The following is a 26,502-nucleotide window of genomic DNA, read 5'->3' on the forward strand; positions in this document are numbered from 1 at the left end:
GACCAACAGGTCAATTGACGACCGAGTGGGCCTCCCGAACAATGAAACACGGTTCAGACTGAAAAGTGAAAAGGATCAGAGCATGGCTCAAAAACATTGGATATTGGTGGCCAACGCTTCACAGGCGAAAGTTTGGGAGCGCACATCGTTCAACGAGCCCTTGGTGGAAGTGATCGATTGGATTCATCCGGAAAGTCGCATGCCTGCAAGCCAGACCGAGCGTGCACCATTGGGGCATTCAGAAGCAGGTCGGGCGGGTTTGGCGCCCCGTGCAGAACTTAAACAGCTGCATCGCAGCGAGTTTGCCAAGACGTTGGCGAAGTATTTTCACGAAGCGGTGATGAACCACCGCATGAACGCCTTGGCCTTGTTCGTCTCCAACCCCTTCATGGGCGAGTTGTTGTCGCACCTGGATGCGCCCGTGCAACAGGCCCTTATGGCCCAACATGTGCTCGATTTGACGTCCTTGAATGTGTCTGAGCTGGACAAGCGCCTACGCAGTGAATTTCGTTTGTAACGACGCCAGCACCTGCGCATCGTCCACCTGTGGGAACTGTTGGTAAAACTGCGCGACCGCCATGAAGTCCTCGGGGGCATGCAGGCACACCATTTCGTCGGCCAGGGGTTTGATTTTGGCAAGCGCATCCGGGCTGGCCACCGGAACAGCGCAGACCAAACGCTGCGGGTGGTGTTGGCGCACGGCTTTGAGTGCCGACATCATGGTGGCCCCTGTGGCCAGGCCATCGTCCACCACAATGACCACACGTCCCTGCACTGGGATCGGCGCCCGAATTTGGCTGTATTGCTGGCGTCGGGCCTTCAGTGTTTTCATCTGCAGTTTGATTTCATCTTTCACATATTGCGGGTCGATGCCCAGCGTTGCAGCGTAGGGCGAGAGGTAGGCCCGCCCTGTTTCGTCCACAGCGCCGATGGCCACTTCGGGCTGAGACGGTGCGCGCAGTTTTCGCACCAGCACCACATCCATTTGCCCATGCAACACATCCGCAATCCAGGCACCCATGGGCACAGCGCCTCGGGGTATCGCCAGAATCAAAGGGTTTTGGCCTTCGTACTTTTTGAGTGCCTTGCTTAATTGGCGGGCAGCGTCCAGGCGGTCTTTGAACATGGCGGATTCCGTTGCTGTGGTTGGATCGCATTGTCAAAAAAACGGCGGTTTGGGTCTGTACCTGGCACCACAAACCCAGCGCCCAGTGCAGGGTTTACTCATCCATGCGCATGAAAAAAGCCGCTCAACGGACGCTGAGCGGCTTGTGCTTTGCGCCCCGTCCCTGTCGGGGGCTTGGCGTTTGCTTGGGCTTACAGACCCGCAGCCGCCTTCAATGTGGCGGCACGGTCGGTACGCTCCCACGTGAAGTCGGGCTCGTCGCGGCCAAAGTGGCCGTAGGCGGCGGTCTTGCTGTAGATCGGGCGCAGCAAGTCCAACATCTGGATGATGCCCTTGGGGCGCAGGTCAAAGTGCTCGGCCACCAGGGCCGACAATTTTTCGTCCGAGATCACACCCGTGCCTGCGGTGTTGACGGTGATGTTCATGGGGCGGGCCACGCCAATCGCGTAAGCCACCTGCACCTGGCACTGGGTGGCCAGACCTGCGGCCACGATGTTCTTGGCCACGTAGCGGGCGGCATAAGCGGCCGAGCGGTCCACTTTCGATGGGTCTTTGCCCGAGAACGCGCCACCACCATGGGGGCAAGCGCCGCCGTAGGTGTCCACAATGATCTTGCGGCCTGTGAGACCGCAATCGCCCTGGGGGCCGCCGATGACGAAGCGGCCTGTCGGGTTGATCAGGTATTTGGTGTCTTGCAGCCACTCTTTGGGCAGCACCGGCTTGATGATTTCTTCGATGATGGCTTCGGTGAAGCTGGCTTTCATCTTGGTGGCAGTCTCCGACTGGTCGGGGCTGTGCTGGGTGGACAGCACCACAGTGTCGATGCTGTGGGGCTTGCCGTCCACATAGCGCATGGTCACCTGGCTCTTGGCGTCGGGGCGCAAGAAGGGCAGACGTCCGTCCTTGCGCAGCTGGGCCTGGCGCTCGACCAGACGGTGCGCGTAATAGATCGGGGCGGGCATCAGTTCAGGCGTTTCCGAGCAGGCATAACCGAACATCAGGCCCTGGTCGCCCGCACCGATGTTGAGGTGGTCGTCCGATGCGTGGTCAACGCCCTGGGCGATGTCGTTGCTCTGCTTGTCGTAGCAGACCATGACCGCGCAGCCTTTGTAGTCGATGCCGTAGTCGGTGTTGTCGTAGCCGATGCGCTTGATGGTGTCGCGGGCGACCTGGATGTAGTCGACGTGCGCGTTGGTGGTGATTTCTCCGGCCAGGACCACCAGACCGGTGTTGGTCAGGGTCTCGGCGGCCACGCGGCTGCGGGGGTCTTGCTCGAAAATGGCGTCGAGGATCGCGTCCGAGATCTGGTCGGCGACCTTGTCGGGATGGCCTTCGGAGACAGATTCCGAGGTGAAGAGGAAATTGCTGGACATGAAAAAGGCTCCTAAAGTTTCAGAGGTTTGTCGGCGTTGCCGACCCTGAAAACCCGGAGCCTGGCGAACGCTTTAGCAGGTTTTATGAATCGCCCTGCAAGTAGTTCAGATAACTCGGCGATGGGCAGATTATAAAAGATGTCAGAACACCCGCCGAAATCATGTCCAATACAGCCTATGGACATCCCCACCCCGATTGAAAACCGCTTGGTCGACCTGGAAATCAAGGCCGGCTTCACCGAAGATCTGCTCGACCAGCTCAATGCGCAGGTCTACCGCCAGCAGCAGCAAATTGACGCGCTGATCCAGGAGCTGCGCCAGATGCGAGATCGTCTGCCCGAATCGGGTGGCGGCGCCGAGGTGCGCAACCTGCGTGATGAAATCCCACCGCATTACTGATGAACATCCACAGCGTTCAGGACATTCGCGACCACTTGCGCGCGCTGGGGGCGAACGCCCTGCACGAGCAGCGCGTGCTGCGCCTGTGGACGCAAGCCAAACCGCAGGGCAGCGGGCGCAGGCCACTGGAAAGCTTCATGCCCACCGCTGTGCGCGAGGCTTTGCCAGCGCTCAGCGCCACGCTGGCGGGCCTGGCCACGCTGCGCGAGCAACACCCGGGGCAAGACGGCTCGGCCCGGTTGCTGGTGGGCCTGCAAGACGGCCAGACAGTCGAAAGCGTGCTGCTGCCGCGAGACGGCCTGTGTGTTTCGTCGCAAGTCGGTTGTGCCGTGGGTTGCGTGTTTTGCATGACCGGGCGCGAGGGGCTGATCCGCCAGGTGGGCAGCGCCGAGATCGTGGCCCAGGTGGCGCTGGCGCGCACACTCAGGCCGGTCAAAAAAGTGGTGTTCATGGGCATGGGCGAACCTTCGCACAACCTCGATCAGGTCATGGAAGCCATCAACCTGCTGGGCACGGTGGGCAACATCGGTCACAAGAATCTGGTGTTTTCTACCGTGGGCGATGCGCGGGTGTTTGAACGCCTGCCGCAAGGCCGGGTTAAACCGGCGCTGGCTTTGTCGCTGCACACCACGCGGGCCGATTTGCGGGCGCAACTGCTGCCGCGTGCCCCGCGCTTTGACCCGCAAGATTTGGTGGAGGCGGGCGAGGCCTATGCCCGCGCCACCGGCTACCCGATCCAGTACCAGTGGACGCTGATCGAGGGTGTGAACGACAGCGATGACGAAATCGAAGGCATCGTGCGATTGCTCAAGGGCAAATACGCGCTGATGAACATGATCCCCTACAACGCGGTGCCCGACTTGCCCTATGCGCGCCCGAGTTGGGAGAAGGCAGCGGCGATTGCCCGCACGCTGCACCAGCGCGGTGTGCTGACCAAGCTGCGCCAGTCAGCGGGGCAAGATGTGGATGGCGGTTGTGGCCAGCTCAGGGCGCGGGATGTGCAGCGGGTACAAGCCCCCATCAAGATGCCCGCGGGCTTGTGTGGGAGCGAGCCCCTGCGCGCGAATGCTCGCGGTACCACGGTACATATTTGGCCGCAGGGGCGGCCTCCCACATGACCGCAGTGCAGCCCCATGTCGATGTCGGGGCAGCCTCCAACGCCAATGCGGTGGCGCTCGTCATGCTTCAGCGCCCCGGCAGCTTGACCAGTCCGCTGGAGAGCGATGTGCCCAGCAAAATCACCGCGCCGCACAGCAGCATCCAGGCGGTCACGCTCTCGCCCAGAAAAAGCACACCATATGCGATGGCAAACACCGGCACCAAAAAGGTGACGGTGAGGGCACGCGCAGGCCCCGAGTTTTCGATCAACTTGAAATACAGGATGTAGGCCACGCCCGTGCACATCACCCCGACCACCAACAAGGCCCCCCAGGCCGAGGCGCTGGGCCAGTGGTCAGGGCTGAACCACAGCGCAGGCAAGGCCAGGGCCAGGGTGGCCCCGATCTGGCTGCCGGTGGCCGTGACCAAGGGCGGCAGACTGGGGATATGCTTTTTGGTGAAGCTGGCAGCCAATGCATAGCAAGTGGTGGCGGCCAGACAGGCCAGTACCGCCCAGGCCGGGGCGATACCCGAGGCGTTGGGTTTGAAGCTGGCTTGCCCCCCGGCCAGCAGGACCACGCCGCCAAAACCGATGGCCAAACCCAGCGTGCGCGACAGGCTGGGCTTATCACCCAACCAGACCCAAGCCACCACCGCGCCAAACAGCGGCACCGTGGCGTTCAGAATCGATGAAAAACCCGTGGTGATGTGCATCACCGCAAAGGAATACAAGGCAAACGGAACGCCGCTGTTGAGCACGCCGACAAACAGCACGGGCTTCCAGTGTTGGCGCAGTGCGCCCCAATGGCCTTTGGCCAGCATCAGGGGCAGCAAAAAGAGCGAGGCGATGGCGACCCGAATGGCGGCGGTGGGCAGAGCCCCCAGTTCCACCGCTGCCAGGCGCATGAACAGAAACGAGGAGCCCCAGATGGCGGCCAGGATCAAAAAATCGGCCAGCCAGCCTTTGGCGTGAGGAGAGGTCATTGAAATTTGTCAGAGGTCCGGGTGGCCTTCGAGCTTCAGCAGCGCTTGTTTGCGCCACAGCCCGCCTGCGTAACCCGTGAGTTGGCCGCCAGCACCCAGGATGCGGTGGCAGGGCACGATGATACTCACCGGGTTGCGGCCCACCGCAGCGCCCACGGCGCGCACGGCTTTGGGCTTGTCCAATCGCCGCGCCAGATCGCCGTAGCTTTGGCTGGTGCCCAAAGGGATGGACAGCAGTGCTTGCCACACGGATTGTTGAAAAGGGGTTCCGACTGACAGGTCCAAGGGCAAGTCAAACCGCTGAAGTTCACCAGCAAAGTAGGCCGGCAGTTGTCGCGAGGCTTCTTGCAAGAAGTTGTTGGAGGTTTGCGGTGTCCAGTTTTGCATGCGCTCTTCGGACGGGCCGTGGCGCTGTCCTTCAAACCACACGCCGCACAAGCCTTCCATGGTGGCGGCGAGGATCACGGGGCCCAAAGGGCTGTCCAGTCGTTGGGTGTCAATGTTTTTCAAAAGGGGCCTAGGGTGTGGTTTGCAAGCGCTGCCAGGCAGCGATCAGGGCATAGCTGCGAAAGGGTTGCCAGGCCAGACCCAGCTGTGCCACGGCTTTTGTGGGCGTGGGGTGCTGACGCACACCCAAAGCGGTTTGCAGTGCCACGTCTTGTACTGGCCAAGCATCGAGCCAGCGCAAGGCGCGCATGGCGATGTAATGGGCTGTCCATGGACCAATCCCGGGCAAGGCCAACAGGGCTTGCAAGGTGGGCTCGAGCGGGGCTTGGGCATGCAACTGCAAAGCACCCGACTCGACGGCCCGCGCCAGCCCTTGAATGGCCTTTTGGCGTTGGCGCACCACGCCCAGGCTGCCCATGACCGCGGCGTTTTCCTCCAGCGCCAGGGTGGCTGCGCTGGGGAAAGTCCGGCTCAGTTCGAGCCAAGGGGTTTCACAGGGCGCGCCCAAGGCATTGACCAGCCGCTGACCCAAGGTGCGCGCGGCCTTGACGGTGATTTGCTGGCCCAGGATGGCGCGCACGGCCAGCTCAAACCCATCCAGGCCACCTGGCAAACGTTGGCCCGAAGCGTTCGGGAAATCCGGACCGATCACCTGCGCAACGGCAGCCGGCTCGGCATCCAGGTCCAGCCAGTCACGGACCTGGGCCACCAGATCAGGCAGCACCGGCAACAAGTTCGGGCTCACCCCAAGATGCAGCCAAGGCCTTTCAGTGTCCCATTGCACTTCGATCCAACCGCAGATCACGTCTTGCTCGTGTGGCCAACGCACGGTTCGGCGCAACACGGCGTGCGGTCCTTCACCTTGCCAGCTTTCAATGCCTGGCAGTGAACGGTCTTTGAAAAATTGCCAGAGCGCACCGATTTGGCAAGGTGGCCGATAGTGCAGCACCAGCGTCAGGGGGGCGCTGTTGGATGAGGTGGTCTGGCGTTGATTCCGTGTCGGGCGCAACTGTCCAGGGCTCAGTTGGTAATGTTGGGCAAAAGCCGCGTACATGCGTCGGGTTGAGCGGAAACCACTGGCTTTTGCGACCTGCGCCACCGACAAGGGACTGTCGTGTAACCATTGTTTGGCCCGCAGCAAGCGTTGGGTTTGCAGGTATTGCACGGGCGAAACGTGCCAATGCAGCGCGAACATGCGTCGAAGGTGGCGGTCGCTCACGCCCAGTTGGGTCGCCAGTGTGGTCATGGTGGGCGCTTGACGACCCCGTTGGATGGCGGCGTGCAGGTGCTTGGCGGCAAATTCGGCCAGTACAGTGCCCGCATTGGTGGTGGACCAAAAACGCCGTGCGGGGGCCAATTCGGGTCGGCAACGCAGGCAGGGCCTGAAACCATGGGATTCCGCTTGGGCGGGGGTTTCAAAAAACAGACAATTTGTGGCGCGGGGTAGTTTCACCCGGCAAACAGGACGGCAATAAATCCCTGTGGAGGTGACGCCGGTGAAAAAAATACCATCCCATGCCGCGTCTCTGTCGGCCATGGCTTTGTAGCAGCGCACCGCATCCAGGCTTTGTGGTCCTGTGCGGCGGATGTGTGGCGGGGACGGCTCAGGGCAATTCATGAGTGCATGTTAGCTATAAATGCGCTGGAATCGTCTTGCCGATGTGTCGTTTTCGGACCTTTGATGGCGCACAGCACAGGGGCTGTGGCCACCTACAATGCAGGCTGGCTTCACTGTTCGGTTCAGAGAGCCTTTTTGATGGATTCATCGCATGCAAGTTACGCCTTCTATTTTCAAAGCCTATGACATCCGCGGCGTGGTGCCGTCCACCCTCAACGAGCAAGTGGCTGAGGGATTGGGGCGTGCCTTTGGCACCCAAGCCATGGCCGAAGGGCAGACCACGGTCGCGGTGGGGCGCGATGGGCGGCTGAGCGGGCCCGGTTTGTCGGCCGCGCTGATTCGCGGGCTGGTGGCCGCAGGCGTGCAGGTGATCGACATCGGCTTGGCGACCACCCCCATGCTGTACTTTGCGGCGAACACTGCTTGCCAAAGCGGCATTCAGGTGACGGGAAGCCACAATCCGAAGGATTACAACGGTTTCAAAATGGTTCTTGCAGGTCGCGCCATTTACGGCGACGAGATCCAAGCTTTGCGCCAAATGATGGAGACCGAAACCTGGCAGCTGCGTGACGGCGGCAGCGTCCGGTTGCTGGATGTGTTGGCCGACTACACACAGCGCATCGTCGGCGACATTCGCTTGGCGCGCCCCATGAAGATCGTGGTCGATTCGGGCAACGGCATTGCGGGTGCCTCGGCCCCCGGCATCTTCCGCGCTTTGGGCTGCGAAGTGATCGAGCTGTTCAGCGAGGTCGATGGCAACTTTCCGAACCACCACCCCGACCCGAGCAAGCCCGAAAATTTGCAAGACCTGATCCAGGCCCTGAAAACCACCGGGGCCGAGCTGGGCCTGGCGTTTGACGGCGATGGTGACCGGCTGGGCATCGTCACGAAAGACGGCAACAACATTTACCCCGACCGCCAGATGCAGCTGTTCGCACAAGATGTGCTCAGTCGCGTGCCGGGCGGCACCATTTTGTTTGACGTGAAGTGCTCGCAGCGCTTGGCCCCGGCCATTGAGGCCGCAGGCGGCAAGCCTTTGATGTACAAAACCGGGCACTCGCTCATCAAGGCCCAAATGAAGGTCATTGAGGCCGCAGGCGGCCAAGCCCCTTTGGGTGGTGAGATGAGCGGCCACATCTTCTTCAAGGAGCGCTGGTATGGCTTTGACGACGGCACCTACGCGGGTTGCCGCTTGCTCGAGATCTTGAGTCAAAGCCCTGATGCCAATGCCGTGCTCAACGCCTTGCCCGCCAGCTTCAGCACGCCGGAGCTGAATGTGGCCTGCGCCGAAGGCGAACCGCACAGCGTGACGAGTGCTTTGCAAGTGCTGGCCGGTGATGCTTTCAAAGCACCCGCCCAAATTTTCACCATCGACGGCCTGCGCATTGACTGGCCCGATGGCTTTGGCCTGATCCGGGCATCCAACACCACGCCTGTGCTGGTGCTGCGTTTTGAGGGGCAGACCGAAGCGGCCTTGCACCGCATCGAGACCGACATGCTGGCCCTGCTGCGTTCGGTCAAGCCTGACGCGCAGATTCAGGCTGCGACGCATTGAGTCGGCCCGCTCAGGAAAAACCATTCATGAACAAGCCCGATTCTGTGTTGAGCCAAGACCCCGAGGTCATCGTCTTCAACCTCAAGCAGCGCTACACAGGCGTGTCAGCCACCATCAACGCGCTGGTGCCCTTGCAGGCCAAGCAGTGGCGGCTGGGCTTTTGCGGCACACGCATGTCCAACGGCATCGAGGGCATGACACTGGGGCAGGCGATTGAGCTGTCGCGCAAGCCGCCCGCCGGGCGGGCTTTTCGCATCTGGCATGTGCGGCGCGACCCGGAAATGATGGCCGCTATTTTTACGCGGGATGTGCTGCGTTTGCCCATCAAGCTGGTGTTCACCTCGGCAGCCCAGCATTTGCATGGCTGGTTTCCACGGTGGCTGATCTCCAAAATGGACGCGGTCATCTCCACCACCCCCTTGGCTGCCAGTTTTGTGCCCAACACCACCGCTGTAGTGCCCCATGGCATTGATTTGTCTCGCTTCAGCCCGCCGCCTGACAAGCTGAATGCCTGGGCCGATTCGGGTTTGCCGGGGCAATACGGCATAGGTGTGTTTGGCCGTGTGCGACCCGATAAGGGCAGCGATGTGTTTGTGCAAGCCATGATCCAGGCTTTGCCCCAGCTGCCGGGTGCCACGGCGGTCATCGCTGGATTGGCTCAGCCCCAGCATCAGGCCTACCAGCAAGATCTGCAGCGTCAAATCGATGCGGCAGGCTTGCACGATCGCATCGTTTTTCTGGGGGAAGTGCCCGCGGGAGAGGTGCATCTGTGGTATCAGCGCTGTTTGTTGTGTGTGGCTTGCCCGCGCTACGAACCGTTTGGCCTCACCCCTTTTGAAGCAGCCGCAACCGGGTGCGCATTGGTGTGCTCGCGAACGGGCGCTTTTGATCAATTGGCCATACGCGGCCAAACCGGCGAGATGGTGGATACCGGTGATGTCGAAGGACTCACCCGTGCTGTTTTGTCGGTGATGGCTGATCCGCTGCATGCCGCCCGCATGGGCGAGGCTGCGCGTGCGCGTGTAACAGAGCATTTTTCTCTGGCCCGTGAGGCAGAGGGTATCGGCCGTGTTTACCTGGCACTCTTTGAAAAGGCTGGCGTTTGATGGCGCAGGCCTCGTATCCGTTGACGCTGGTGGAACGTTTGGCGTTGGCCGCATACGATTTTGTGTTGAGTGCTTTGCAGCCCATGCTTCGCCGCAAACTCAGCCGTCGTGCCCAGAAGGAACCGGAATACGCGCTCAACGTCGCGCAACGCTTTGGACAATATGTTGGCGATTTGCCCGATGGTGGCTTTGTCTGGCTGCATGCGGTTTCGTTGGGTGAGACCCGCGCCGCAGCGCTGCTGTTGCCCACTTTGCGAGCTGCGTTTCCTGGCATGCGTCTTTTGTTGACGCACGGCACGGCCACAGGTTGTGTGCAGGGACGTTCTTTGTTACAGCCCGGAGATGTGCAGGTTTGGGTGCCTTGGGACACGGCGCAGGCAACGCATCGGTTTTTGACGCATTTCAAGCCCCGTATGGGACTGCTCATGGAAACAGAAGTCTGGCCGCGGCTGGTCGTTGCTTGTCAGCGCGCGGGTGTGCCGTTGTGTTTGCTCAATGCGCGCATGAGTGAAAAATCATTGCGCCAAGCCATGCGTTTGGCCGTGCTTTCTGGCCCTGCTTATCGGGGCTTGACCTTGGTGCTGGCGCAATCCGAAGCAGATGCGCAGCGATTGCAAAAGTTGGGTTGCCAGGATGTTCGGGTTGTGGGCAATCTTAAATTCGATGTGAACGTCTCTGACCAAGCCCAGATGCTGGCCAAACGCTGGCGAGGTGTTCTGTCTGCTCGCCCTGTCGTGATGCTGGCCAGCACGCGTGACGGAGAGGAATCTTTGTGGCTTGAGGCCTTGCAGTCGAATCCAGAGCGATTGGCTCGACTCAAGGCGCACCATGTTTTGTGGCTAGTGGTGCCTCGCCATCCTCAGCGTTTTGACGAAGTGCACGCCCTGATCGAACAAGCGGGGTTGCGCTGTGTGCGCCGAAGCGCGTGGGCTGACGGTGAGCCTGATGCCGAGACCATGGCATCAGCCGATGCGGTGTTGGGTGACAGTTTGGGTGAAATGCAGGCCTATTACCTGGTGAGTCGCATGGCGCTGCTGGGCGGCAGCTTTGCACCCTTGGGTGGGCAAAACCTGATTGAAGCGGCCGCTTGCGGATGTCCCGTGATCATGGGGCCGCACACCTTCAATTTTTCTAAGGCGGCCGCATTGGCCAAGCAAGAAGGCGCTGCGTTGCAGGTGCAAGATATGCAAGCTGCATTGGACCTTGTGGCCTTGGCATTGGCCGAGCCTCAATGGCACCAGCAAGCGCAATGGGCCTCAGTACGGTTGCTTCAAAACGGGCGCGGTGCTGTGGCTCAGCACATCCAAGCGTTGCGTTCGTCACCTCATTTCAACCTGAGCGGGGTGGGGGTATGACCCTTATGTATTTTTCGCAAGTCACGGTGGTGGTTGTGACTTACAACAGTGCGCATTGTTTGTCGATGCTGTCACCGTTGCTGTCCATTTGTCCGCATGTGGTCATTTCCGATAATGGCAGCGATGACGACACGGCCTCCAAGTCGCAGATGCTCTGGCCGCATGCCACTGTGCTTGCGCATGGGCGCAATCTTGGTTTCGGTGCCGCCAACAACCGGGCGCTTGCCTTGGTCAAGACGTCTTTCGCGTTGTTGCTCAATCCCGACTGCGAGATGTCACCGCAAGCATTGCAAGCATTGTTGGCATCCGCACAGGATTTTCAAGATGCAGCGATTTTGGCCCCTCAGCTCATGGCGACAGAAAGCAGACCCGAAGTCAATTACCGTTGGCCCTCAGGCTATTGGACCAGCCGTGGAAAGGCTGCCGAAGGACCCTTGTGCGTAGGTTTTGTGTGTGGCGCTGTCATGTTGTTGCGCATGGACCGAATGTCCCTTACAGGCTTCTTTGATGAACGGTTCTTTTTGTATTACGAAGACGACGATCTGTGCCTGCGCGTTTTTCAGGCCAAGTTGCCCATCGTGCTTTGCCCTCAAGTGAGGGTTCTTCATCGGTCTCGTGGGTCGGTTCGCGGCCGATCACCTTTGCGCAGCGAATATTTGCGTGGTTACCACCATGCACAATCCAAACTGGTTTTTCTGAACAAGCATGAGTCTTTGCAGGCTGCAAAGCATTTGCGCAGGCGACTCATCTGGATGACGGCGCTGGCTTTGCCGCTGAGGGTCGTCTTGTTTTCCCCCAAGTTGGTGGCCCGCATGTGGGGCCGCTGGCGGGGTTTGCTGGAATGGAGTGTGTGAGTTGACGGTTGAGCTTGTCTTCAGCGTTTTTGAGTGGTCGTCTCATGATTTTTTGTAGCAAGAAGCCAGCAAGAAGATCATGACAAAGCCAATGCCCGCGTCTCTCATCGGGGAGTTCACCAATCCAGTGATGATAAAAGTCAAGCAGAGCATCAAACCCACCGCTCCGTAGATGGTCACTTGTCGCCAAAAGGTTCTGATGAACCAGCTGATCACAGCCAGAGTTGTGAGCAAGCCCACCCAGCCGCTTTCCATGGCGAACAACAAAAAATCATTGTGTGGTTGCCTGATGCCTGCCACCGATGGACAGCCTTGTTGTGCGAACGGGGCCCAATAATCCACAAAACTCCCGATGCCCCTGCCAAACCACGGGTGAAGCAGCAATTGATCCCAAGCCATCTTGTACATGGCGAATCGCACACCGACGCTGCTTTCACAATTGCCGCTACCGATGACGGTTTGAAGTTCAACCATGGCTTGGGTAAATCGTGCGGATATGTGTGGGAAAAATGTCCAAGCCATCAAAGTCAAAAAAACACAAAGCGCTATCGCAACCAATCCGCCTCGTATCGATCGATGGTGGTGCATCAGCAAGATCAAAGGCATTATCAGCAAAACGATTTGGGCATTTCTTGAAAAGCTGAAAATGCCGACAACAATCGCAAACAAGACAGAGCTTGTCAGCCACAGTAGAGGTTGAGTGTTGTGTTGATGCTTGGTTTTCAGCCACATGGCGGCACATACTCCCGAGGCCAGTGCAAGCATGATCATGGCCCGTGAGCTTTGACTGCCCTTTACGGCAAGCAGGTGATGCCAAATAGCCCATTCAGGCAGAGGGTGAACGTGATGAACAAGCACCACCAAACTTGTAAATAGCCCACCCCAGACCAGACCCTTGAATGTGATCAACCGCTCTGAAGATGTCGTCATCAAACCCATTTGTAGCATCAAGGCGACTCTCGCCATGTGGAACAAACGTGTGGTGGTATCGATGTACCAACCGGAATAAGCTGTAACGATGAAAGGCCACAGTGCAAAAGCAGCAAGCAGCAGCATGATCGTTTTTGGTGGCATGCGCTGGATATGCAAATGCCGTTGTTGACTTGAAACTAGCCACAGAATCAAGACAAGCAGCAAAGCTGCTGCACTCAATCCCTGAGGAAGAAATGCTGAAAATCCGAAAACAAAAAACAATGCATGGATGCTTATCTGTGTTCTGTTCATTTTTGTAGCGGTTGTTTCAGTCACTTTGTTCTCGCGGGTGTCACTGCAAGATCGAATTTTCGCATGCTACTGTAACCTTTGGCTGGTCAAATAGTTGGCAAAAATGCCCAATAGCTCTGCTAAGTCGGTCGCATAATTGGTAAAAACTGCCTGTGCTCATTGGGTATCGGACGACCTGGATTATCACGTTGCCTCACTCGATGGACGATTCAAAGAAATACCCATGGAACTTGTTTACCTATGTCATCCCATTAAAAAAGCAGTGGGTGGCGTCAAAGTCATCTATCGTCAGGCTCAGCTTGTCAACCAATTGCTCCGTAGCCGTGGCCACTCTGCGTCAGTCATGCATCCAAACACTTGGACATTCAAGGTTCGGTGGTTCGAGTCCCAAGTGCCTGTCAAGCATGGTTTTTTTAAATGGCGCTGGGTCGGCAAGCCTTCGCGCTCGCGTATTGATGGCTGCTTTGATCCTCAAAGGCACATGGTTGTTTTGCCCGAGTTGTGGGCGCGTAAATATGGTGATCAACTTGCTTGCATGAAGGTGCCTTTCGCCATATATGTTCAAAACGGCTACTACATCAGCAAAGGGCGAGCAGAAGTACTGAACGAAGCTTATCGGAGTGCTCGTTGTATTTTGACCATTTCCGATGATGCCAGTCGCTGTGTTGCTATGGCATTTCCGGGTACCGAGTCCAGAATTCTGCGTGTTCACTATTCGGTAGATGCCAGTCGTTTTAATCCGTTGCAGCCGAAAGAAAATTTGATCACTTACATGCCGCGTAAGCTGGTTGATCATTCGTCAAAGGTGCTGTTTTTTTTGCGGAACCATTTGCCTGCTCACTGGCGCGTGGTTCCCATTGATGGCCTCAATGAGACTGGCGTAGCTGAGCTATTGCAGCGCTCCAAAATTTTCATGTCCTTTAGCCATTTCGAGGGATGCCCTTTGCCGCCGCTTGAGGCGGCTCTTTCCGGCAACCAAGTCATTGGGTATACAGGGCAAGGCGCTAAAGAGTACTGGGCGCCGGAGGTATTTGAAGAAGTCGAGTCAGGTGACGTTGTGACTTTTGCGCAACGTGTTCTGAACAAGGTTCAAGTCCTAGACGAGATGGATCACTTTCCGATTTATGCTGAAGCGATTGAGAAATTGGCCAGTACTTACAGCCCTGATCATGAGAGTCAAGACATGAAAACCTTTCTTGACTTGATGCGACTCTGAAAAATGCCATTAAATTACTTGGCACTGCTCCCATTTCCAGCTGTGCGTCACAATGGTGCGCAGGTCTGTATATTGCGGGTTCCAACCCAATAATTGCTTTGCGCGCGTTGCATCGGCGACCAGGTGGGTGGGATCTCCATTCCGGCGTGGGGCATCGAGCACTGAAATGGGTTTTCCAGTGATCCACTTGGCAGTGTCGATCACTTCCTGCACTGAAAACCCATTGCCATTACCAAGGTTGTAGTGCTGGCTACCCGCACCGTGCATCAGACTTTGCAATCCCAACCAGTGCGCCTCACACAAGTCGCTGACGTGCACATAGTCACGTATGCAGGTACCGTCAGGCGTGTCGTAATCACGCCCAAAAACCGAAATGTGCGATCGTTTGCCGGACGCAGCTTGTAGCACCAATGGGATCAAATGTGTTTCAGGTGAATGTCGTTCTCCCAGTTTGCCCTCTGGGTCCGCGCCTGCTGCGTTGAAGTAGCGGAGACAAACGGATTTCAATCCATACGCCCGATCAAAGTCCTCCAGCATCTGCTCTACCATCAGTTTGCTGCGCCCATAGGGATTGATGGGATTTTGGGGGTGCGTTTCGTCAATGGGTGTGTATTGTGGCACCCCAAAAGTAGCGGCTGTAGATGAAAAAATGAACCGCTTGATGTTGGCTATTCGCATGGCCTCAAGTAAGTGCAGTGTGTTGGCCACATTGTTGTCATAGTACTTGGCGGGCTGCTCGACAGACTCGCCGACCTGAATGAACGATGCAAAGTGCATGACGGCGTCAAAACGACCGGCATGCAAAACTTCTGCCAATAAGGCGCTGTCGGCCAGATCCCCCATTACAAACTTCCCGTGCAACACGGCATCACGATGGCCGTTGCTCAAGTTATCCAGTGTCGTCACTTGGCAGCCCATGCCCCCGAGTTGTTTCACCATGTGTGAACCAATATAGCCTGCGCCACCAATCACCAAAATATTCATGTTCGTTTTTGATTCATGGATTCAAAACCAAGTTTAAAAACCTGGAATTTCAGGGCGTCGTCATGACCTGTGATTGGGTAAAGCTAAGTGCGGCACTGTAATTTTTTTAAATCATTTCTGCAGCAGGTCGTTGATGCTTTGCACGTCTTCAGCCTTGAGAACCCCCGCAGCCTGGCGCAGTTTCAGTTGTCCTTGCAGCACGTCGTAGCGTGCCTTTGCCAGATCGCGTTTGGTTTGGAACAGCTGGGTTTGGCTGTTGAGCACATCCAGGTTGGTTTTGACGCCCACTTGGTAGCCCAGCTTGGTGGCATCCACCACACTTTGACTGGAGGTTTCTGAGGCCACGAGTGCTTTGACCTGGCTCAAGCCTGTCAACAGGCCAAAGTAGGCCGAACGCGTGTTTTGATCGACCGTGCGCTCTGCCGCTTCCAATTCGGCTCGGGTTTTCTCTTGCAGTGAAACGGTTTCTTTCACACGGTTTTGTACAGCGAAGCCGGCGAACAGCGGGATGTTGAGGGTCAAACCCAAGGATTTGGCGTCGTTGGGGCTGCACAAAGTCCCAGCGGTGCCAGAGCACCGTGTTTCACCGTATTTGGCCGACAGCTCCAGCGTCGGCAAATGTCCGGCTTTTGCTTTGTCGGTATCGAGTTTGGCTACTTCATGGGCCACGCGCAGTTGCTGGAGTGTCGTGTTGTTCTCCAGTGCCTGTTTGACCCACGCTTCCACATCTTGTGGCTGGGGCGCAGTCAATGCCGACTTGAGGTTCAGGGGCGCTGGTTGCAAGTTGGTTTTGCCCGCCAACTGGTCCAGCGCGAGCTTTTTGGTCCGCAGATCGTTTTCTGCACTCAACTCCAGAGAAATGACCCGGTCATAACTGGCTTCAGCTTCGCGCGTGTCCACAATGGTGGCTGTGCCCACTTCAAAATTGCGCTTAGCAGAGGCCAATTGTTCAGAAACGGCCTTTTTTTGCGCCTGCACCGATGTCAAGGCTTCTGCGGTGGTCAAGACGTCAAAGTAGGCTTGACTGACCCGCAGGATCAGTTCTTGTTCTGCCACCAGCAATTGTGTTGCTGAAAGCTGCAGCGATTGCTCGCCTTGCTTGTATGTTGCCCAGTTGGAGGCAGAGAAGATGGGTTGAGTCAAGCTCAGGCCTGCGCTTTTGTTGGTGTAATCCGCCAAAGCAATACCTGAGGGCCTGTCAACCTCGTTTTTCGTTTGAGAGAAGCTCATCCCCAAAGTGGGCAGCAACGCTGCTTTGGCCTGCGCCGCTTTGGCTGCCGTGGCTTCTGATTGGGCTTTGGCTGCCGCATAAGTCGCATCGTGCCCCTTGGCTTCTTGGTAGATCTGCAACAGGCTTTGCGCTTGCGCGCCGCTGGCCGCAACCAATGCGGTGGCCAGCACCAAGGACAGGTTCAGGGGATGCAGTTTCATGGAGACTTCTTTCGGAATTCGGTGTGACCAGTGGGCTCAATAGACCGGAATGGTCGGATCGACTTGCGCAGACCAGGCATGGATGCCGCCTGCGATGTTGGCCACCTGGAAGCCATGTTGGGCCAGGAAGGCGGCCACTTGCATGCTGCGGCCACCGTGGTGGCACAGGCAGGCAATGGGCCGTGATTTGTCCAGCTCATCCAGTCGCGCAGGAATGGTTTGCATGGGCATGTGCACCAAGTCCATGGCGGCGCATTGGGCGCTGGCGGTCTGGCATTCCCAGCCTTCACGCACATCGAGCAGGACAGGGCGCTGCGACTGGTTTTTGGCCCAATCGGCAACTTCGGCTGGCGAGATCTGTTCCATTGGGCTGTGCAATCAGAACTGGAAACGGGAGTGCTCGGCAAAACCGCTCAAGCGTGGGGCATTGCAGTCCCAAGGCTCGGTGGTGGTCCAGCTGCTGTCGCTGGTGCGGGTGATCACGGTGGCGCGCATGATGGGCTCATCCCCCACGATGGCAGCCAATCGGCCACCCACGGCCAATTGCTGCAGCAAAGCCGCAGGCACTTCGGCCACGGAGCCATTGAGCAAAATCACATCGAACGGACCGTCTGCAGCTGCGCCTTGACTGCCGTCCGCGTTGCGCACGGTGACATTGGTGATGCCGGCTTTTTGCAAGTTGGCCTGGGCTTGCGCGGCCAAACCAGAGTCGATCTCAAGACTCAGCACCTGTGCGGACTGGTGGGCCAGCAAGGCGGCCATGAAGCCGGAGCCGGTGCCAATGTCCAGCACTTTGTCGGTTTTCTGCACGGCCAAGTCTTGCAGCAGGCGAGCCTGCACGCGGGGGGCCAACATCACCTGGTTGGGCACCGAGCCCAAAGGGATTTCCATGTCAACAAAGGCCAAGGCTTTGTGCGCCAAAGGCACAAAGTCTTCGCGGCGCACGACCGAGAGCAGTTCCAGCACTTGCGGGTCCAGCACTTCCCATGGGCGGATTTGCTGTTCGATCATGTTGAATCGGGCTTGATTCAGATCCATTCGGGTACTCCTGAGAGGGTTATCGCTAAATAGGGGTGATTTTAAGGGGCTGGCGCGTCGTGGTCCTGACGGGCGGGGGCAAGGCCTGCTTTGCGTCGAATCCATTGCGCCAGGTCATCCATGTAGCAATAAACCACGGGCACGACCACCAGGGTGAGCAAGGACGAGGTGATGACCCCGCCAATCACGGCCTGGCCCATGGGGGCACGTTGTTCCGAGCCTTCGGTCATGGCAAAAGCCAGTGGCACCATGCCGAAAATCATGGCAAGGGTGGTCATCAAGATGGGGCGCAGTCGGACGCGCGCGGCCATCAAGAGCGCTTCGCTGCGTTCCATGCCTTCTTCTCTGGCGCGGATCGCAAAGTCCACCAGCAAAATGGCGTTTTTGGTGACCAGGCCCATCAGCATGATCACGCCAATGATCGAGAACATCGACAAGGTGGAGCGGAAGGCCATCAAGGCCAGCACCACACCGATCAGTGTGAGCGGCAAAGCCGTCATCAAGGCCAGTGGTTGCAAGAAGCTCTTGAACTGGCTGGCCAGAATCATGTAAATGAAGATCACCGCCATCGCCAGGGCCGAGACGGCATAGCCAAACGATTCGGCCATGTTTTTGGTCGAGCCGCCAAACTGGTAGCGGTAGCCTGGGGGTAAATTGACACCGTCCATGATTTTGCGGATGTCTGCGGATACTTCGCCAGCGGCGCGACCATAGGTGTTGGCGTTGATGGCCACTTCACGGGTCAGGTCGCGTCGGTTGATCTGGTTGGAGCCGGTGGACTCGCTGACCTTGGCCACTTGGCCCAGGCGCACCACACGCGGGTTCCCGTCAGGACCGGTGCCCACTGCAAAGGGCAGCCGTTCGAGGTCTTGAGGGGCATTTCGGCTTTCAGGTGAAAGGCGCACGTTCACGTCGTAGGTTTGGTCATCGGGCGCACGCCAGTTGCCCACAGTTTGGCCTGCGACCAAGGTGCGCAAAGGTCCGGCAATTTGACCCGTGCCCAAGCCCAAGTCGGATGCAGAGTCACGCAGCAGCTCTACGCGAATGGTCGGCTTGTTGGCCTTGACGCTGGAGTCCAGGTCGACCAGTCCGGGAATGCTGCGGACCTTGTCCATCACACCCAGGGCCAAACGTTCCAGCTCGCGCTGGTCGGGGCCTTGCAAGGAAAACTCCACCTGCTTGTTACCGCCCACCGAGTCGAGCAGGCCGACGTGGGTGACGGTGATGCCAGGCACTTTGCTCAAGCGGTCGCGCAAGATGCCCGACATCTCGTCCACGTTGCGCTGACGGTCCTTGCGGTCAATCAGGCGGATGTAAATGCTGGTGCTGTTTTTGCCCAAGGCATTGCCCGTGTTGATCGTGGCCAAGGTGTAACGCACCTCGGGAAACTCGCGGATGATGGCCTCCACCTGACGTGATTTGGCCTCGGTGGCCTCCAGCGAGCTGCCAACAGGGGTTTGGAAATTGACGGTGGTCTCTGAAAAGTCGGCCTTGGGCACAAATTCGGTGCCCACAAAGCGCAGCATGAAGATGCTCAAGACAAAAATGCCCACCGCCAGCAGCACGGTTTTGCGTTTGTGCACCAGAGACCAGGCCAGAACCCGCTGGTAAGCCTCTGCCATGCGTTCCGTGGCTTGGTCAAACCAACCCGTGACCCGGCCAATGGTCTTGTCATACAACGTCACGGGTGCGTGGTGCTTGCCGTGTGCCTCAATGCTGGGGTCGTGCCAAATGCTCGACAGCATGGGGTCGAGCGTGAAGCTCACGAACATGGAGATCATGACGGCAGCCACGATGGTGATGCCAAACTCGTGGAAGAACTTGCCGATGATGCCTTCCATGAAGCCAATCGGCAAAAACACGGCCACGATGGACAAGGTGGTGGCCAGCACCGCCAGACCAATCTCTTGTGTGCCGTCCATCGAGGCATTCCAGGCATTTTTGCCCATTTGCACATGGCGCACGATGTTCTCGCGCACCACAATGGCATCGTCAATCAGCAAGCCCACACACAGCGACAGCGCCATCAGCGTCACCATGTTGATGGTGAAGCCGAACATCTGCATGAACATGAAGGTGCCGATCAGCGAGATCGGCAGCGTCAGGCCCGTGATGACCGTGGAACGCCAAGAGTTCAGGAACAAAAAGACGATCAACACCGTCAGGATGGCCCCTTCAATCAGTGTGCGGCGCACGTTGTCCACCGCCACGCGAATGGGGCGTGAGTTGTCGGTGATGGGCTCCAGCCGGATGCCTGCGGGCGTCTGGCTTTTCATGTCGGCCACGGTTTTCACCAGGCCATCGATCACGTCAATGGTGTTTTCGTCCTGGGCTTTTTGCACCGTCAGCAGCAAGGTGCGCTGGCCGTTGTAAAGCGCCATGGTGTCGAGTTCCTGCGCGCCGTCTTGCACGCGGGCGACTTGGGACAGCCTGATCGCAGTGCTGCCTTTGCGGGCCACGATGATGGGTTCGAAGTCTTCGGGCCGTTTCATGCGCGACTCGATCTGGACCATGCGCTCTTGCTCGAGCGAGCGGATCGCACCCACCGGCAGATCCTGGTTTTCGTTGCGCACGGCAGTCACCACTTGGTCTGCCGTCACACCCAGGGCTTCCATGGCGGCGGGCTGCAGGTACAGGTTGATCTCACGCCGCGTGCCGCCGACCAAAGACACGGAGCCGACGCCGCGCACGTTCTCCAGGCGCTTTTTGAGCACTTGCTCCGACCAATTGGTCAACTCCACGGCGTTGAGGGCCTTGCCCTGGGCCGCCTGCGGCACCACGGCGAGCGACCAGATGGCGCGTGCAGAGGGGTCAAACCGCAGGACTTTGGGCTCTTTGACTTCGGTGCGCAGCGAGGGGCGAATGGCGGCCACTTTTTCGCGCACATCTTCGGCGGCTTTGCGGCCGTTGATGTTCAGTTGAAACTCGATCACCACCACCGACTGGTTTTCGTAGCTGCGCGAGGTGAGGGCGCTGATGCCGGCGATCGAGTTGACGCCTTCTTCGATCTTTTTGGAAACTTCGCTCTCGACGATTTCAGGCGATGCGCCGGGGTATTCGGTGCTGACCACCACCACGGGGAAGTCGATGTTGGGGAACTGGTCAACTTTGAGGCGTTGGTAAGAGAACAGACCCAGCACCACCAGGGCCAGCATGACCATGGTGGCAAAGACGGGGTTTTTCAGGCTGACGCGGGTGAACCACATGGATCAATCCCTCTCAGCGCACGCCAGCGGTGAACTTCACCGGGGTGCCTTCGCGAACCGCGCCAGCGCTGGCCGTGAGCACTTGGGCTCCTTCGGTGAGTCCTTGTACCTCCACCCAAGTCAGCGTGGTATTTTTCAGGGTTCTTTCGGTACGGGCGCCGGTTTGCACGGTCACATGACGCACTTGCCCGCCATCGACCACCTGGACGTAGGCTTGAGGCTTGTCAGTGCGCACACTTGACAAAGGCACGGCCAGTGCTTGCACGGTTCGAGTGCCCAGGCTGCCCTCGGCAAACAGGCCTTGTCGCAAGCCACCCTGACCCGCGAGGCCCAGATAGACCAGCACGCTGCGGCTGCCCGCTTGGGCTGCTGGGTTGATGCGCAAGACCTTGGCAGAGACAGGCTCTTCCATGCCTTCGATTTTCAGTTGTGCCTTCATGCCGTTGCGCACCAGGCTGGCATCGGCAGCGGGCAAAGCCGCTTCGAGTTCAAGTTGGCTGAGGTTGACCACCTCCACAATGCGGGCGTCGACCGCCATGCGTTCGCCGGGTTGCGCCAGACGTTGGGCAATCTGGCCGCTGATCGGCGAGCGGATACTTGCATCTTCCAAAGCCTTGCGTGTCACGTCGAGTGCTGCCAAGGCCGCCATGTGCGTGGCCTTGGCACCGTTGAGGCTGGCGGCTGAAGTTTGCAAAGCGGTTTGCGAGATGAAGCCTTGGTCTACCAACGCTTTGTTGTTGTCGAATTGCTTCTGTGCAATTTCGACTTGGGCCTGTGCCGCATCGGCTTGCTGTTTGGCTTGACGCTCGCGAGCTTGGTATTCTGTGGGGTCGATTCGGGCAATCAATTGGCCTGCTTTGACCAAATCGCCCTCACGCACGACCAAATCCATCAGTTCGCCTGCCACGCGGGCTTTGACCATCGCGCTTTGGCTGGCTTTCAGCGTGCCCGAAACCGGCAGACCCAAAACCATGTCCATTTTCTGGGCTTCGATGACATCGCTGGCGCTCAGCTCAATCTGGTTGGTCACCGGTGAACTCGTTTTTGTGGTTTCTACCGCGGTCTTGCGCAGGCTGGCCCATCGGGCACCCCCAGCGAGCAAAGCGGCCACAGCCACGCCAGAGAGGATCCAGAGGGTAGAACGTTTCATAAGCATGTAGGTAATGAAAGTCCACGCACCAGCAACTGGGCGTGTTGGGTGATGAATTGTTCGGGCTTGACTTGCTCCGACACCGGACAGCAAGGGCCCATGGAGTGTTTCCACATGACCAAGAAAAGCAGAGGTGCCATGACCGAGTGCAAAGCCAATTCGACATCGACCGGCCGAAATTCGCCCCGGTCAATCGCACGTTGCAGCACGGTGCGCACCAAAGCTTGGCCGGGTTCGATGACTTCTTGGCGGTAAAACGCTGCCAACTCCGGGAAGTTGGTGGCCTCGCTCATGATCAGTTTGGAGATTCCCGAAGCTTTGGTGGCGCCATAGCGGTGCCACCATTGCAACATCATCCATTCGAGCAATTCGCCAGAGGTGCCCTTGAAATGTTCAATTTCGGCTGCGCCCTGGGTCACAGGGTGAACCACGTTCTCGCGCACCACGGCTTTGAACAGGTCTTCTTTGCTCGGAAAGTACAAAAACAGGGTGCCTTTGGACACGCCCGCGCGTGCCGCCACTTCTTCGACCCGTGTCGCGGCAAAGCCTTTCTCGACAAACAAGTCCAACGCGGCATCAAGCAGCTCGCCGGGGCGGTCTTGCTTGCGGCGCTCGCGTTTGTGCGGGACGGGGAGGTCGGTGGGGTTCACGATGTTTTGTTAATGACTGACTGGTTAGTAATGTAAGCCCTGCGCAGGGCTTCGTCAAGGTGGTGGCGCACCCTGAGCATCCAACAAAAAAGGCTGCCCCTTGGCAGCCCCTCTTGTGCTTGAAAGCTCCGACTCAGTTCGAGAAAGCCGGAATCCCGGTGATCGCCCGGCCCAAGATCAGGGCGTGCACATCGTGCGTGCCTTCGTAGGTGTTGACCACTTCCAGGTTCACCAGGTGGCGGGCCACGCCGTATTCGGCGCTGATGCCGTTGCCGCCCATCATGTCGCGTGCCATGCGGGCGATGTCCAGCGCCTTGCCGCAGCTGTTGCGCTTGAGGATGCTGGTCACTTCCACCGGGGCGTTGCCCGCATCCTTCATGCGGCCCAGCGCCAGGCAGCCTTGCAGGCCCAGGCTGATTTCGGTCAGCATGTCGGCCAGTTTCTTCTGGATCAGCTGGTTGGCGGCCAAGGGGCGACCAAACTGTTGGCGGTCCATCACGTACTGGCGGGCGCGCAGGTAGCAGTCTTCGGCTGCGCCCAATGCACCCCAGGCGATGCCGTAGCGTGCGCTGTTCAGGCAAGTGAAGGGGCCTTTCAAACCGCGCACTTCGGGGAAGGCGTTTTCTTCGGGGCAGAACACCTCGTCCATCACGATCTCGCCGGTGATTGAGGCGCGCAGGCCCACCTTGCCGTGGACCGCAGGAGCCGACAGGCCTTTCCAGCCTTTTTCGAGGATGAAGCCACGGATCTGGCCGCCGTCGTCCTTGGCCCACACCACGAACACATCGGCGATCGGGCTGTTGGTGATCCACATCTTTGCACCGCTGATGCTGTAGCCGCCGTCCACCTTTTTGGCGCGGGTGATCATGCTGCCGGGGTCGGAGCCGTGGTTGGGCTCGGTCAGGCCAAAGCAGCCGATCCACTCGCCACGGGCGAGCTTGGGCAGGTATTTCTGCTTTTGTGCTTCGGTGCCGAAGTCGTTGATCGGCACCATCACCAAGGACGACTGCACGCTCATCATGGAGCGGTAGCCCGAATCCACGCGCTCGACTTCGCGGGCCACCAGGCCATAGCAAACGTAGTTCAGGCCCGCGCCGCCGTACTGCTCGGGGATGGTGGGGCCCAGCAGACCCAGCTCGCCCATCTCGCGGAAGATGGCCACGTCGGTGGTTTCATTTAGGAATGCGTCTTTCACGCGGGGCAGCAGTTTTTCCTGGCAGTAGGCGCGGGCAGCTTCTTGCACCTGACGCTCGTCGTCGGTCAGTTGGGCGCTGAGGTTGAAGGGGTCTTCCCAGTTGAAAGTGTTTTTGGGGTTGGCCATGTTGGAGGTCTCCGTTTAAAAATCTTGAAGTGGATTGTCAGGGTGAGATGAATAGTTGTCTAATATCAATTATCGATTCATTAATACATTTTTTAAATACATGGAATTTCGTCACCTGCGCTATTTCCTCATGTTGGCCGAGGAGTTGCATTTTGGTCGGGCTGCGCAGCGCCTGTCGATTTCGCAACCGCCTTTGAGTCTGAACATCCAGCAGCTCGAGGCCTCTGTGGGGGCGCAATTGTTCAATCGCAACAGCCGTGGCGTGCAACTGACGGCTGCGGGGTTGGCCTTTGTGCCTGCCGCACGGGCCTTGCTGGCGCAAGCCGGTGCTGCTGCCCGGGAAGCGCGTGACGTGGCCGAAGGCCAGTCGGGTCAGCTGCACATCGGCTTTGCCGGGACCATGCTGTATTGCGGTTTGCCGCAAATCATGAGCCGTTTCCAGGCCAGCCATCCGCGCTTGCGTTTGGTTTTGCGGGAGTTGAGCTCGACCGAGCAGCTGTCCGAGCTGTTGCGCGATCGCCTGGACGTTGGATTTGTCCACACGCCCCGGGTGCCACCCGGCTTTGAGCATATTTTGGTGGCCAGCCAACCCTTGGTGGCCTGCCTGCCCGCCAGCCACCCTTTGGCGGGTGCGGCCAGCCTGGGCTTGAATGCGCTGTCAGGACAAGACTTGGTGGTGGTGTCCCGCACTGTCTCGCCCGATTACCACGAGCGCATCCTCCTGTTGTGCGAGCAAGCCGGCTGGATGCCTCCCGTGGTGCACGAGTTGCGCCATTGGCTGAGTGTGGTGTCTTTGGTTTCGCAGGGTTTGGGCGTGGCGCTGGTGCCGCAGGCCTTGCAGCAATCTGCGCTGGCGGGCGCGGTGTTCGTGCCGCTGCGCGAGGTGGATGTGCGTTACGACACGCGTTGCCTCTGGCGCAGCGACCGAGACCAGACAGCGCTGGGGGACTTTGTGCAGGCGGTGCAGGCGGGGCTTGTGGGCGACTGATAATCCAAATTGCCTGGGGTGGGCTTGGTGGGCGCATTTGTCACCCCGGACTTGATCCGGGGTCCATCTTCAACATCGTAAAAGGAACAAACATGACAGAAACATTGGTGTTGGGTGGAGGGTGCTTTTGGTGCACCGAGGCGGTGTATGTCAAGGTGCGCGGCGTGACCGATGTGGAGTCGGGTTACTGCAATGGCCAGACAGTCAATCCCACTTACGAAGAGGTGTGCACCGGCCGCACCGGACACAACGAAGTCGTCAAGCTCGAATATGACCCTTCACAGATCAGCATCCGTGAACTGCTCGAAATTTTCTTTGTCATCCACGACCCGACCACGCTCAACCGTCAGGGCAACGATGCAGGCACGCAGTACCGAAGCGGCATTTACTTCACCACTGCCGAGCAAGCCCAAGTGGCGCAGGCGCTGATCGCCGAGCTGACCGTGGCCGATGCCTTTGGCCAGCCTATCGTGACTGAGGTGCTGGCTTTGGCCAATTACAGTGGGGCGGAGGCATACCACCAGGACTTTTTTGAACGCAACCCCTATCAAGGTTATTGCATGGCGGTGGCAGCGCCCAAAGTGAGCAAGTTCAAAAAGACGTTTGCACGCTTGGTGCGTGAGTGACCAAAGACCGAGTATTCTTGTCTTGTGCCCAGTTCAAAGGGTATGGTCAAGCTCCTTGACCCCATCGCCAAAAATCAGACCATGAATAAAATTGTTTTTTGCTTAGTCACTTTGACCTTGTCCTTCGGGGCTGCAGCCCAGCACAGCACCAAGGAAGTCCAGGAAGACATTGCCCGTCACCGTGCCGTGGCCGAGGCCCACGAGGCGGCGGCCAAATGCCTAGAGTCCGGCAAGAAGCCCGATCAATGCACCAAGGCGTTGCAAACAGCCTGCAAGGGCTTGGCCTTGGGCAAGTATTGCGGCATGAAGCACGCGCATTGATCCACCACTGACCACGCGCCTGCCATGAGTTCTGCCCGTTCAAGCCTGCCGCGCTGGCTGAATATCCTGCTGCTGGGCGCCTTGTTGTGGGCCCCGCTTTGGGGTCAGTTGCATGGCATTGCGCACGGGACCCGGCAGGCGCTCTCGGTTCCCGTTGAGCGGCACGAGGGGCATGTGCTTGCTGGGCCTGTCCAAGATGAACATCGACACGAAGGCCATTCGGCTGACCTGGGACATGAGGCCGACTCTGACCTGTGTCGTGTACTGGATCACCTATCCCAAGCCGAACGGCTGAGTGCATCGTGCTCATCCGGCCTGGCCCCGATGGGGACGACCGCGCCCCCCATCTTTCGGCTTGCTTTTTCTTCAGACCGGGACCGCTGGTCCCCGGCGCAAGCCCGTGCGCCGCCTGTGTTGATTTGAATCCCTGAT

The 26,502-nt window shown here is 58.6% G+C and carries 26 protein-coding genes; 12 read left to right on the forward strand and 14 right to left on the reverse strand.

Annotated elements, in window-relative coordinates; genetic code table 11:
* Positions 1-82: 82 nt before the first annotated feature.
* Positions 83-517 carry a host attachment protein gene (locus B9Z33_RS07525; protein ID WP_108286409.1) on the forward strand — a complete coding sequence of 145 codons (435 nt, stop codon included), beginning with the start codon at positions 83-85 and terminating at the stop codon, positions 515-517.
* On the opposite strand, the gene B9Z33_RS07530 is transcribed toward B9Z33_RS07525, so the two are convergent.
* The gene (locus B9Z33_RS07530; protein ID WP_108286410.1) at positions 494-1,126 is read right to left on the reverse strand and encodes a phosphoribosyltransferase; all 633 of its coding nucleotides are present in this window, start codon (positions 1,124-1,126) and stop codon (positions 494-496) included. The two genes, B9Z33_RS07525 and B9Z33_RS07530, sit on opposite strands and share 24 nt — an antisense overlap.
* 191 nt (positions 1,127-1,317) lie before the next feature.
* Positions 1,318-2,499 carry a methionine adenosyltransferase gene (gene metK, locus B9Z33_RS07535; RefSeq protein ID WP_108286411.1) on the reverse strand — a complete coding sequence of 394 codons (1,182 nt, stop codon included), beginning with the start codon at positions 2,497-2,499 and terminating at the stop codon, positions 1,318-1,320.
* 177 nt (positions 2,500-2,676) lie between these two features.
* On the opposite strand from metK, the gene B9Z33_RS07540 reads away from it, so the two are divergent.
* Both B9Z33_RS07540 and B9Z33_RS07545 read left to right on the forward strand, forming a co-directional pair.
* Positions 2,677-2,898: a SlyX family protein gene (locus B9Z33_RS07540; protein WP_108286412.1), complete on the forward strand. Its 222-nt coding sequence runs from the start codon at positions 2,677-2,679 to the stop codon at positions 2,896-2,898.
* Positions 2,898-4,016 carry an RNA methyltransferase gene (locus B9Z33_RS07545; RefSeq protein WP_233252766.1) on the forward strand — a complete coding sequence of 373 codons (1,119 nt, stop codon included), beginning with the start codon at positions 2,898-2,900 and terminating at the stop codon, positions 4,014-4,016. The genes B9Z33_RS07540 and B9Z33_RS07545 overlap by 1 nt, the downstream gene beginning before the upstream one ends.
* Before the next feature lie 67 nt (positions 4,017-4,083).
* Here the strand turns inward: B9Z33_RS07545 and B9Z33_RS07550 are convergent, their stop codons facing one another.
* Genes B9Z33_RS07550 through B9Z33_RS07560 form a run of 3 tightly spaced genes read right to left on the reverse strand, consistent with a single transcriptional unit; the run spans position 4,084 to position 7,045 of the window.
* Positions 4,084-4,980, reverse strand: coding sequence for a DMT family transporter (locus B9Z33_RS07550; RefSeq protein WP_108286413.1), 897 nt, complete (start codon positions 4,978-4,980; stop codon positions 4,084-4,086).
* Between the two features lie 9 nt (positions 4,981-4,989).
* The gene (locus B9Z33_RS07555; RefSeq protein WP_108286414.1) at positions 4,990-5,490 is read right to left on the reverse strand and encodes a methylated-DNA--[protein]-cysteine S-methyltransferase; all 501 of its coding nucleotides are present in this window, start codon (positions 5,488-5,490) and stop codon (positions 4,990-4,992) included.
* A gap of 7 nt (positions 5,491-5,497) precedes the next feature.
* Positions 5,498-7,045, reverse strand: a complete 1,548-nt coding sequence (locus B9Z33_RS07560; RefSeq protein WP_108286415.1) for a DNA-3-methyladenine glycosylase 2 family protein — start codon at positions 7,043-7,045, stop codon at positions 5,498-5,500.
* A 151-nt stretch (positions 7,046-7,196) separates the two neighbouring features.
* Here B9Z33_RS07560 and B9Z33_RS07565 point away from each other — a divergent pair, with 151 nt between their 5' ends.
* Genes B9Z33_RS07565 through B9Z33_RS07580 form a run of 4 tightly spaced genes read left to right on the forward strand, consistent with a single transcriptional unit; the run spans position 7,197 to position 11,915 of the window.
* A complete protein-coding gene (locus B9Z33_RS07565) occupies positions 7,197-8,600 on the forward strand; it encodes a phosphomannomutase/phosphoglucomutase (protein ID WP_108286416.1) in 1,404 nt (467 codons plus the stop codon).
* Between the two features lie 26 nt (positions 8,601-8,626).
* Positions 8,627-9,706, forward strand: a complete 1,080-nt coding sequence (locus tag B9Z33_RS07570) for a glycosyltransferase family 4 protein (protein WP_108286417.1) — start codon at positions 8,627-8,629, stop codon at positions 9,704-9,706.
* Entirely contained in the window at positions 9,706-11,061 is a 1,356-nt protein-coding gene (locus tag B9Z33_RS07575) for a 3-deoxy-D-manno-octulosonic acid transferase (RefSeq protein WP_199220311.1), read from the forward strand. Before B9Z33_RS07570 ends, B9Z33_RS07575 begins: the two co-directional genes overlap by 1 nt.
* 5 nt (positions 11,062-11,066) lie before the next feature.
* Positions 11,067-11,915 (forward strand): glycosyltransferase family 2 protein, encoded by an 849-nt coding sequence (locus B9Z33_RS07580; protein ID WP_233252767.1) that lies wholly within the window; start codon positions 11,067-11,069, stop codon positions 11,913-11,915.
* 42 nt (positions 11,916-11,957) lie between these two features.
* Here B9Z33_RS07580 and B9Z33_RS07585 read toward each other — a convergent pair whose 3' ends face one another.
* Positions 11,958-13,163 (reverse strand): O-antigen ligase, encoded by a 1,206-nt coding sequence (locus B9Z33_RS07585; protein WP_146183840.1) that lies wholly within the window; start codon positions 13,161-13,163, stop codon positions 11,958-11,960.
* Positions 13,164-13,362: 199 nt separating this feature from the next.
* On the opposite strand from B9Z33_RS07585, the gene B9Z33_RS07590 reads away from it, so the two are divergent.
* On the forward strand, positions 13,363-14,355 hold the full coding sequence (locus B9Z33_RS07590; protein WP_146183841.1) for a glycosyltransferase family 4 protein: 993 nt from the start codon (positions 13,363-13,365) through the stop codon (positions 14,353-14,355).
* Between the two features lie 9 nt (positions 14,356-14,364).
* On the opposite strand, the gene galE is transcribed toward B9Z33_RS07590, so the two are convergent.
* From galE to B9Z33_RS07630, 8 genes are all read right to left on the reverse strand, one after another.
* On the reverse strand, positions 14,365-15,339 hold the full coding sequence (gene galE, locus B9Z33_RS07595) for a UDP-glucose 4-epimerase GalE (protein ID WP_108286421.1): 975 nt from the start codon (positions 15,337-15,339) through the stop codon (positions 14,365-14,367).
* A gap of 111 nt (positions 15,340-15,450) precedes the next feature.
* Positions 15,451-16,770, reverse strand: a complete 1,320-nt coding sequence (locus B9Z33_RS07600) for a TolC family outer membrane protein (RefSeq protein WP_108286422.1) — start codon at positions 16,768-16,770, stop codon at positions 15,451-15,453.
* Between the two features lie 36 nt (positions 16,771-16,806).
* Complete coding sequence (locus B9Z33_RS07605) at positions 16,807-17,136, reverse strand: rhodanese-like domain-containing protein (protein ID WP_108286423.1); 330 nt, start codon at positions 17,134-17,136, stop codon at positions 16,807-16,809.
* A 12-nt stretch (positions 17,137-17,148) separates the two neighbouring features.
* Entirely contained in the window at positions 17,149-17,808 is a 660-nt protein-coding gene (locus B9Z33_RS07610) for a protein-L-isoaspartate O-methyltransferase (RefSeq protein ID WP_108286424.1), read from the reverse strand.
* A 41-nt stretch (positions 17,809-17,849) separates the two neighbouring features.
* Positions 17,850-21,014 carry an efflux RND transporter permease subunit gene (locus tag B9Z33_RS07615; RefSeq protein WP_108286425.1) on the reverse strand — a complete coding sequence of 1,055 codons (3,165 nt, stop codon included), beginning with the start codon at positions 21,012-21,014 and terminating at the stop codon, positions 17,850-17,852.
* 13 nt (positions 21,015-21,027) lie between these two features.
* Positions 21,028-22,164 (reverse strand): efflux RND transporter periplasmic adaptor subunit, encoded by a 1,137-nt coding sequence (locus tag B9Z33_RS07620; RefSeq protein ID WP_108286426.1) that lies wholly within the window; start codon positions 22,162-22,164, stop codon positions 21,028-21,030.
* A complete protein-coding gene (locus B9Z33_RS07625; protein WP_108286427.1) occupies positions 22,161-22,814 on the reverse strand; it encodes a TetR/AcrR family transcriptional regulator in 654 nt (217 codons plus the stop codon). The genes B9Z33_RS07620 and B9Z33_RS07625 overlap by 4 nt, the downstream gene beginning before the upstream one ends.
* Before the next feature lie 133 nt (positions 22,815-22,947).
* Entirely contained in the window at positions 22,948-24,135 is a 1,188-nt protein-coding gene (locus B9Z33_RS07630; protein ID WP_108286428.1) for an acyl-CoA dehydrogenase, read from the reverse strand.
* A gap of 100 nt (positions 24,136-24,235) precedes the next feature.
* Between B9Z33_RS07630 and B9Z33_RS07635 the strand changes: the two genes are divergently transcribed.
* The 4 genes from B9Z33_RS07635 to B9Z33_RS15825 all read left to right on the forward strand — a co-directional run bounded on the left by B9Z33_RS07635 (position 24,236) and on the right by B9Z33_RS15825 (position 26,493).
* A complete protein-coding gene (locus tag B9Z33_RS07635) occupies positions 24,236-25,123 on the forward strand; it encodes a LysR family transcriptional regulator (RefSeq protein ID WP_108286429.1) in 888 nt (295 codons plus the stop codon).
* A 92-nt stretch (positions 25,124-25,215) separates the two neighbouring features.
* Positions 25,216-25,749, forward strand: a complete 534-nt coding sequence (gene msrA, locus B9Z33_RS07640) for a peptide-methionine (S)-S-oxide reductase MsrA (RefSeq protein ID WP_108286430.1) — start codon at positions 25,216-25,218, stop codon at positions 25,747-25,749.
* Positions 25,750-25,830: 81 nt separating this feature from the next.
* The gene (locus tag B9Z33_RS07645; protein WP_108287047.1) at positions 25,831-26,070 is read left to right on the forward strand and encodes a hypothetical protein; all 240 of its coding nucleotides are present in this window, start codon (positions 25,831-25,833) and stop codon (positions 26,068-26,070) included.
* A 24-nt stretch (positions 26,071-26,094) separates the two neighbouring features.
* The gene (locus B9Z33_RS15825) at positions 26,095-26,493 is read left to right on the forward strand and encodes a DUF2946 family protein (RefSeq protein WP_108286431.1); all 399 of its coding nucleotides are present in this window, start codon (positions 26,095-26,097) and stop codon (positions 26,491-26,493) included.
* Positions 26,494-26,502 lie beyond the last annotated feature (9 nt).

Source organism: Limnohabitans sp. T6-20 (assembly GCF_003063505.1).
GTDB lineage: Bacteria > Pseudomonadota > Gammaproteobacteria > Burkholderiales > Burkholderiaceae_C > Limnohabitans_A.

Excerpts from the sequence above, each read along its gene's own strand:
- B9Z33_RS07525 (WP_108286409.1), top strand. The coding sequence starts at position 83 with ATGGCTCAAAAACATTGGATATTGGTGGCCAACGCTTCACAGGCGAAA.
- B9Z33_RS07530 (WP_108286410.1), bottom strand. The coding sequence starts at position 1,126 with ATGTTCAAAGACCGCCTGGACGCTGCCCGCCAATTAAGCAAGGCACTC.
- metK (WP_108286411.1), bottom strand. The coding sequence starts at position 2,499 with ATGTCCAGCAATTTCCTCTTCACCTCGGAATCTGTCTCCGAAGGCCAT.
- B9Z33_RS07540 (WP_108286412.1), top strand. The coding sequence starts at position 2,677 with ATGGACATCCCCACCCCGATTGAAAACCGCTTGGTCGACCTGGAAATC.
- B9Z33_RS07545 (WP_233252766.1), top strand. The coding sequence starts at position 2,898 with ATGAACATCCACAGCGTTCAGGACATTCGCGACCACTTGCGCGCGCTG.
- B9Z33_RS07550 (WP_108286413.1), bottom strand. The coding sequence starts at position 4,980 with ATGACCTCTCCTCACGCCAAAGGCTGGCTGGCCGATTTTTTGATCCTG.
- B9Z33_RS07560 (WP_108286415.1), bottom strand. The coding sequence starts at position 7,045 with ATGAATTGCCCTGAGCCGTCCCCGCCACACATCCGCCGCACAGGACCA.
- B9Z33_RS07565 (WP_108286416.1), top strand. The coding sequence starts at position 7,197 with ATGCAAGTTACGCCTTCTATTTTCAAAGCCTATGACATCCGCGGCGTG.
- B9Z33_RS07570 (WP_108286417.1), top strand. The coding sequence starts at position 8,627 with ATGAACAAGCCCGATTCTGTGTTGAGCCAAGACCCCGAGGTCATCGTC.
- B9Z33_RS07575 (WP_199220311.1), top strand. The coding sequence starts at position 9,706 with ATGGCGCAGGCCTCGTATCCGTTGACGCTGGTGGAACGTTTGGCGTTG.
- B9Z33_RS07580 (WP_233252767.1), top strand. The coding sequence starts at position 11,067 with ATGTATTTTTCGCAAGTCACGGTGGTGGTTGTGACTTACAACAGTGCG.
- B9Z33_RS07590 (WP_146183841.1), top strand. The coding sequence starts at position 13,363 with ATGGAACTTGTTTACCTATGTCATCCCATTAAAAAAGCAGTGGGTGGC.
- galE (WP_108286421.1), bottom strand. The coding sequence starts at position 15,339 with ATGAATATTTTGGTGATTGGTGGCGCAGGCTATATTGGTTCACACATG.
- B9Z33_RS07600 (WP_108286422.1), bottom strand. The coding sequence starts at position 16,770 with ATGAAACTGCATCCCCTGAACCTGTCCTTGGTGCTGGCCACCGCATTG.
- B9Z33_RS07605 (WP_108286423.1), bottom strand. The coding sequence starts at position 17,136 with ATGGAACAGATCTCGCCAGCCGAAGTTGCCGATTGGGCCAAAAACCAG.
- B9Z33_RS07610 (WP_108286424.1), bottom strand. The coding sequence starts at position 17,808 with ATGGATCTGAATCAAGCCCGATTCAACATGATCGAACAGCAAATCCGC.
- B9Z33_RS07615 (WP_108286425.1), bottom strand. The coding sequence starts at position 21,014 with ATGTGGTTCACCCGCGTCAGCCTGAAAAACCCCGTCTTTGCCACCATG.
- B9Z33_RS07620 (WP_108286426.1), bottom strand. The coding sequence starts at position 22,164 with ATGAAACGTTCTACCCTCTGGATCCTCTCTGGCGTGGCTGTGGCCGCT.
- B9Z33_RS07630 (WP_108286428.1), bottom strand. The coding sequence starts at position 24,135 with ATGGCCAACCCCAAAAACACTTTCAACTGGGAAGACCCCTTCAACCTC.
- B9Z33_RS07635 (WP_108286429.1), top strand. The coding sequence starts at position 24,236 with ATGGAATTTCGTCACCTGCGCTATTTCCTCATGTTGGCCGAGGAGTTG.
- msrA (WP_108286430.1), top strand. The coding sequence starts at position 25,216 with ATGACAGAAACATTGGTGTTGGGTGGAGGGTGCTTTTGGTGCACCGAG.
- B9Z33_RS07645 (WP_108287047.1), top strand. The coding sequence starts at position 25,831 with ATGAATAAAATTGTTTTTTGCTTAGTCACTTTGACCTTGTCCTTCGGG.
- B9Z33_RS15825 (WP_108286431.1), top strand. The coding sequence starts at position 26,095 with ATGAGTTCTGCCCGTTCAAGCCTGCCGCGCTGGCTGAATATCCTGCTG.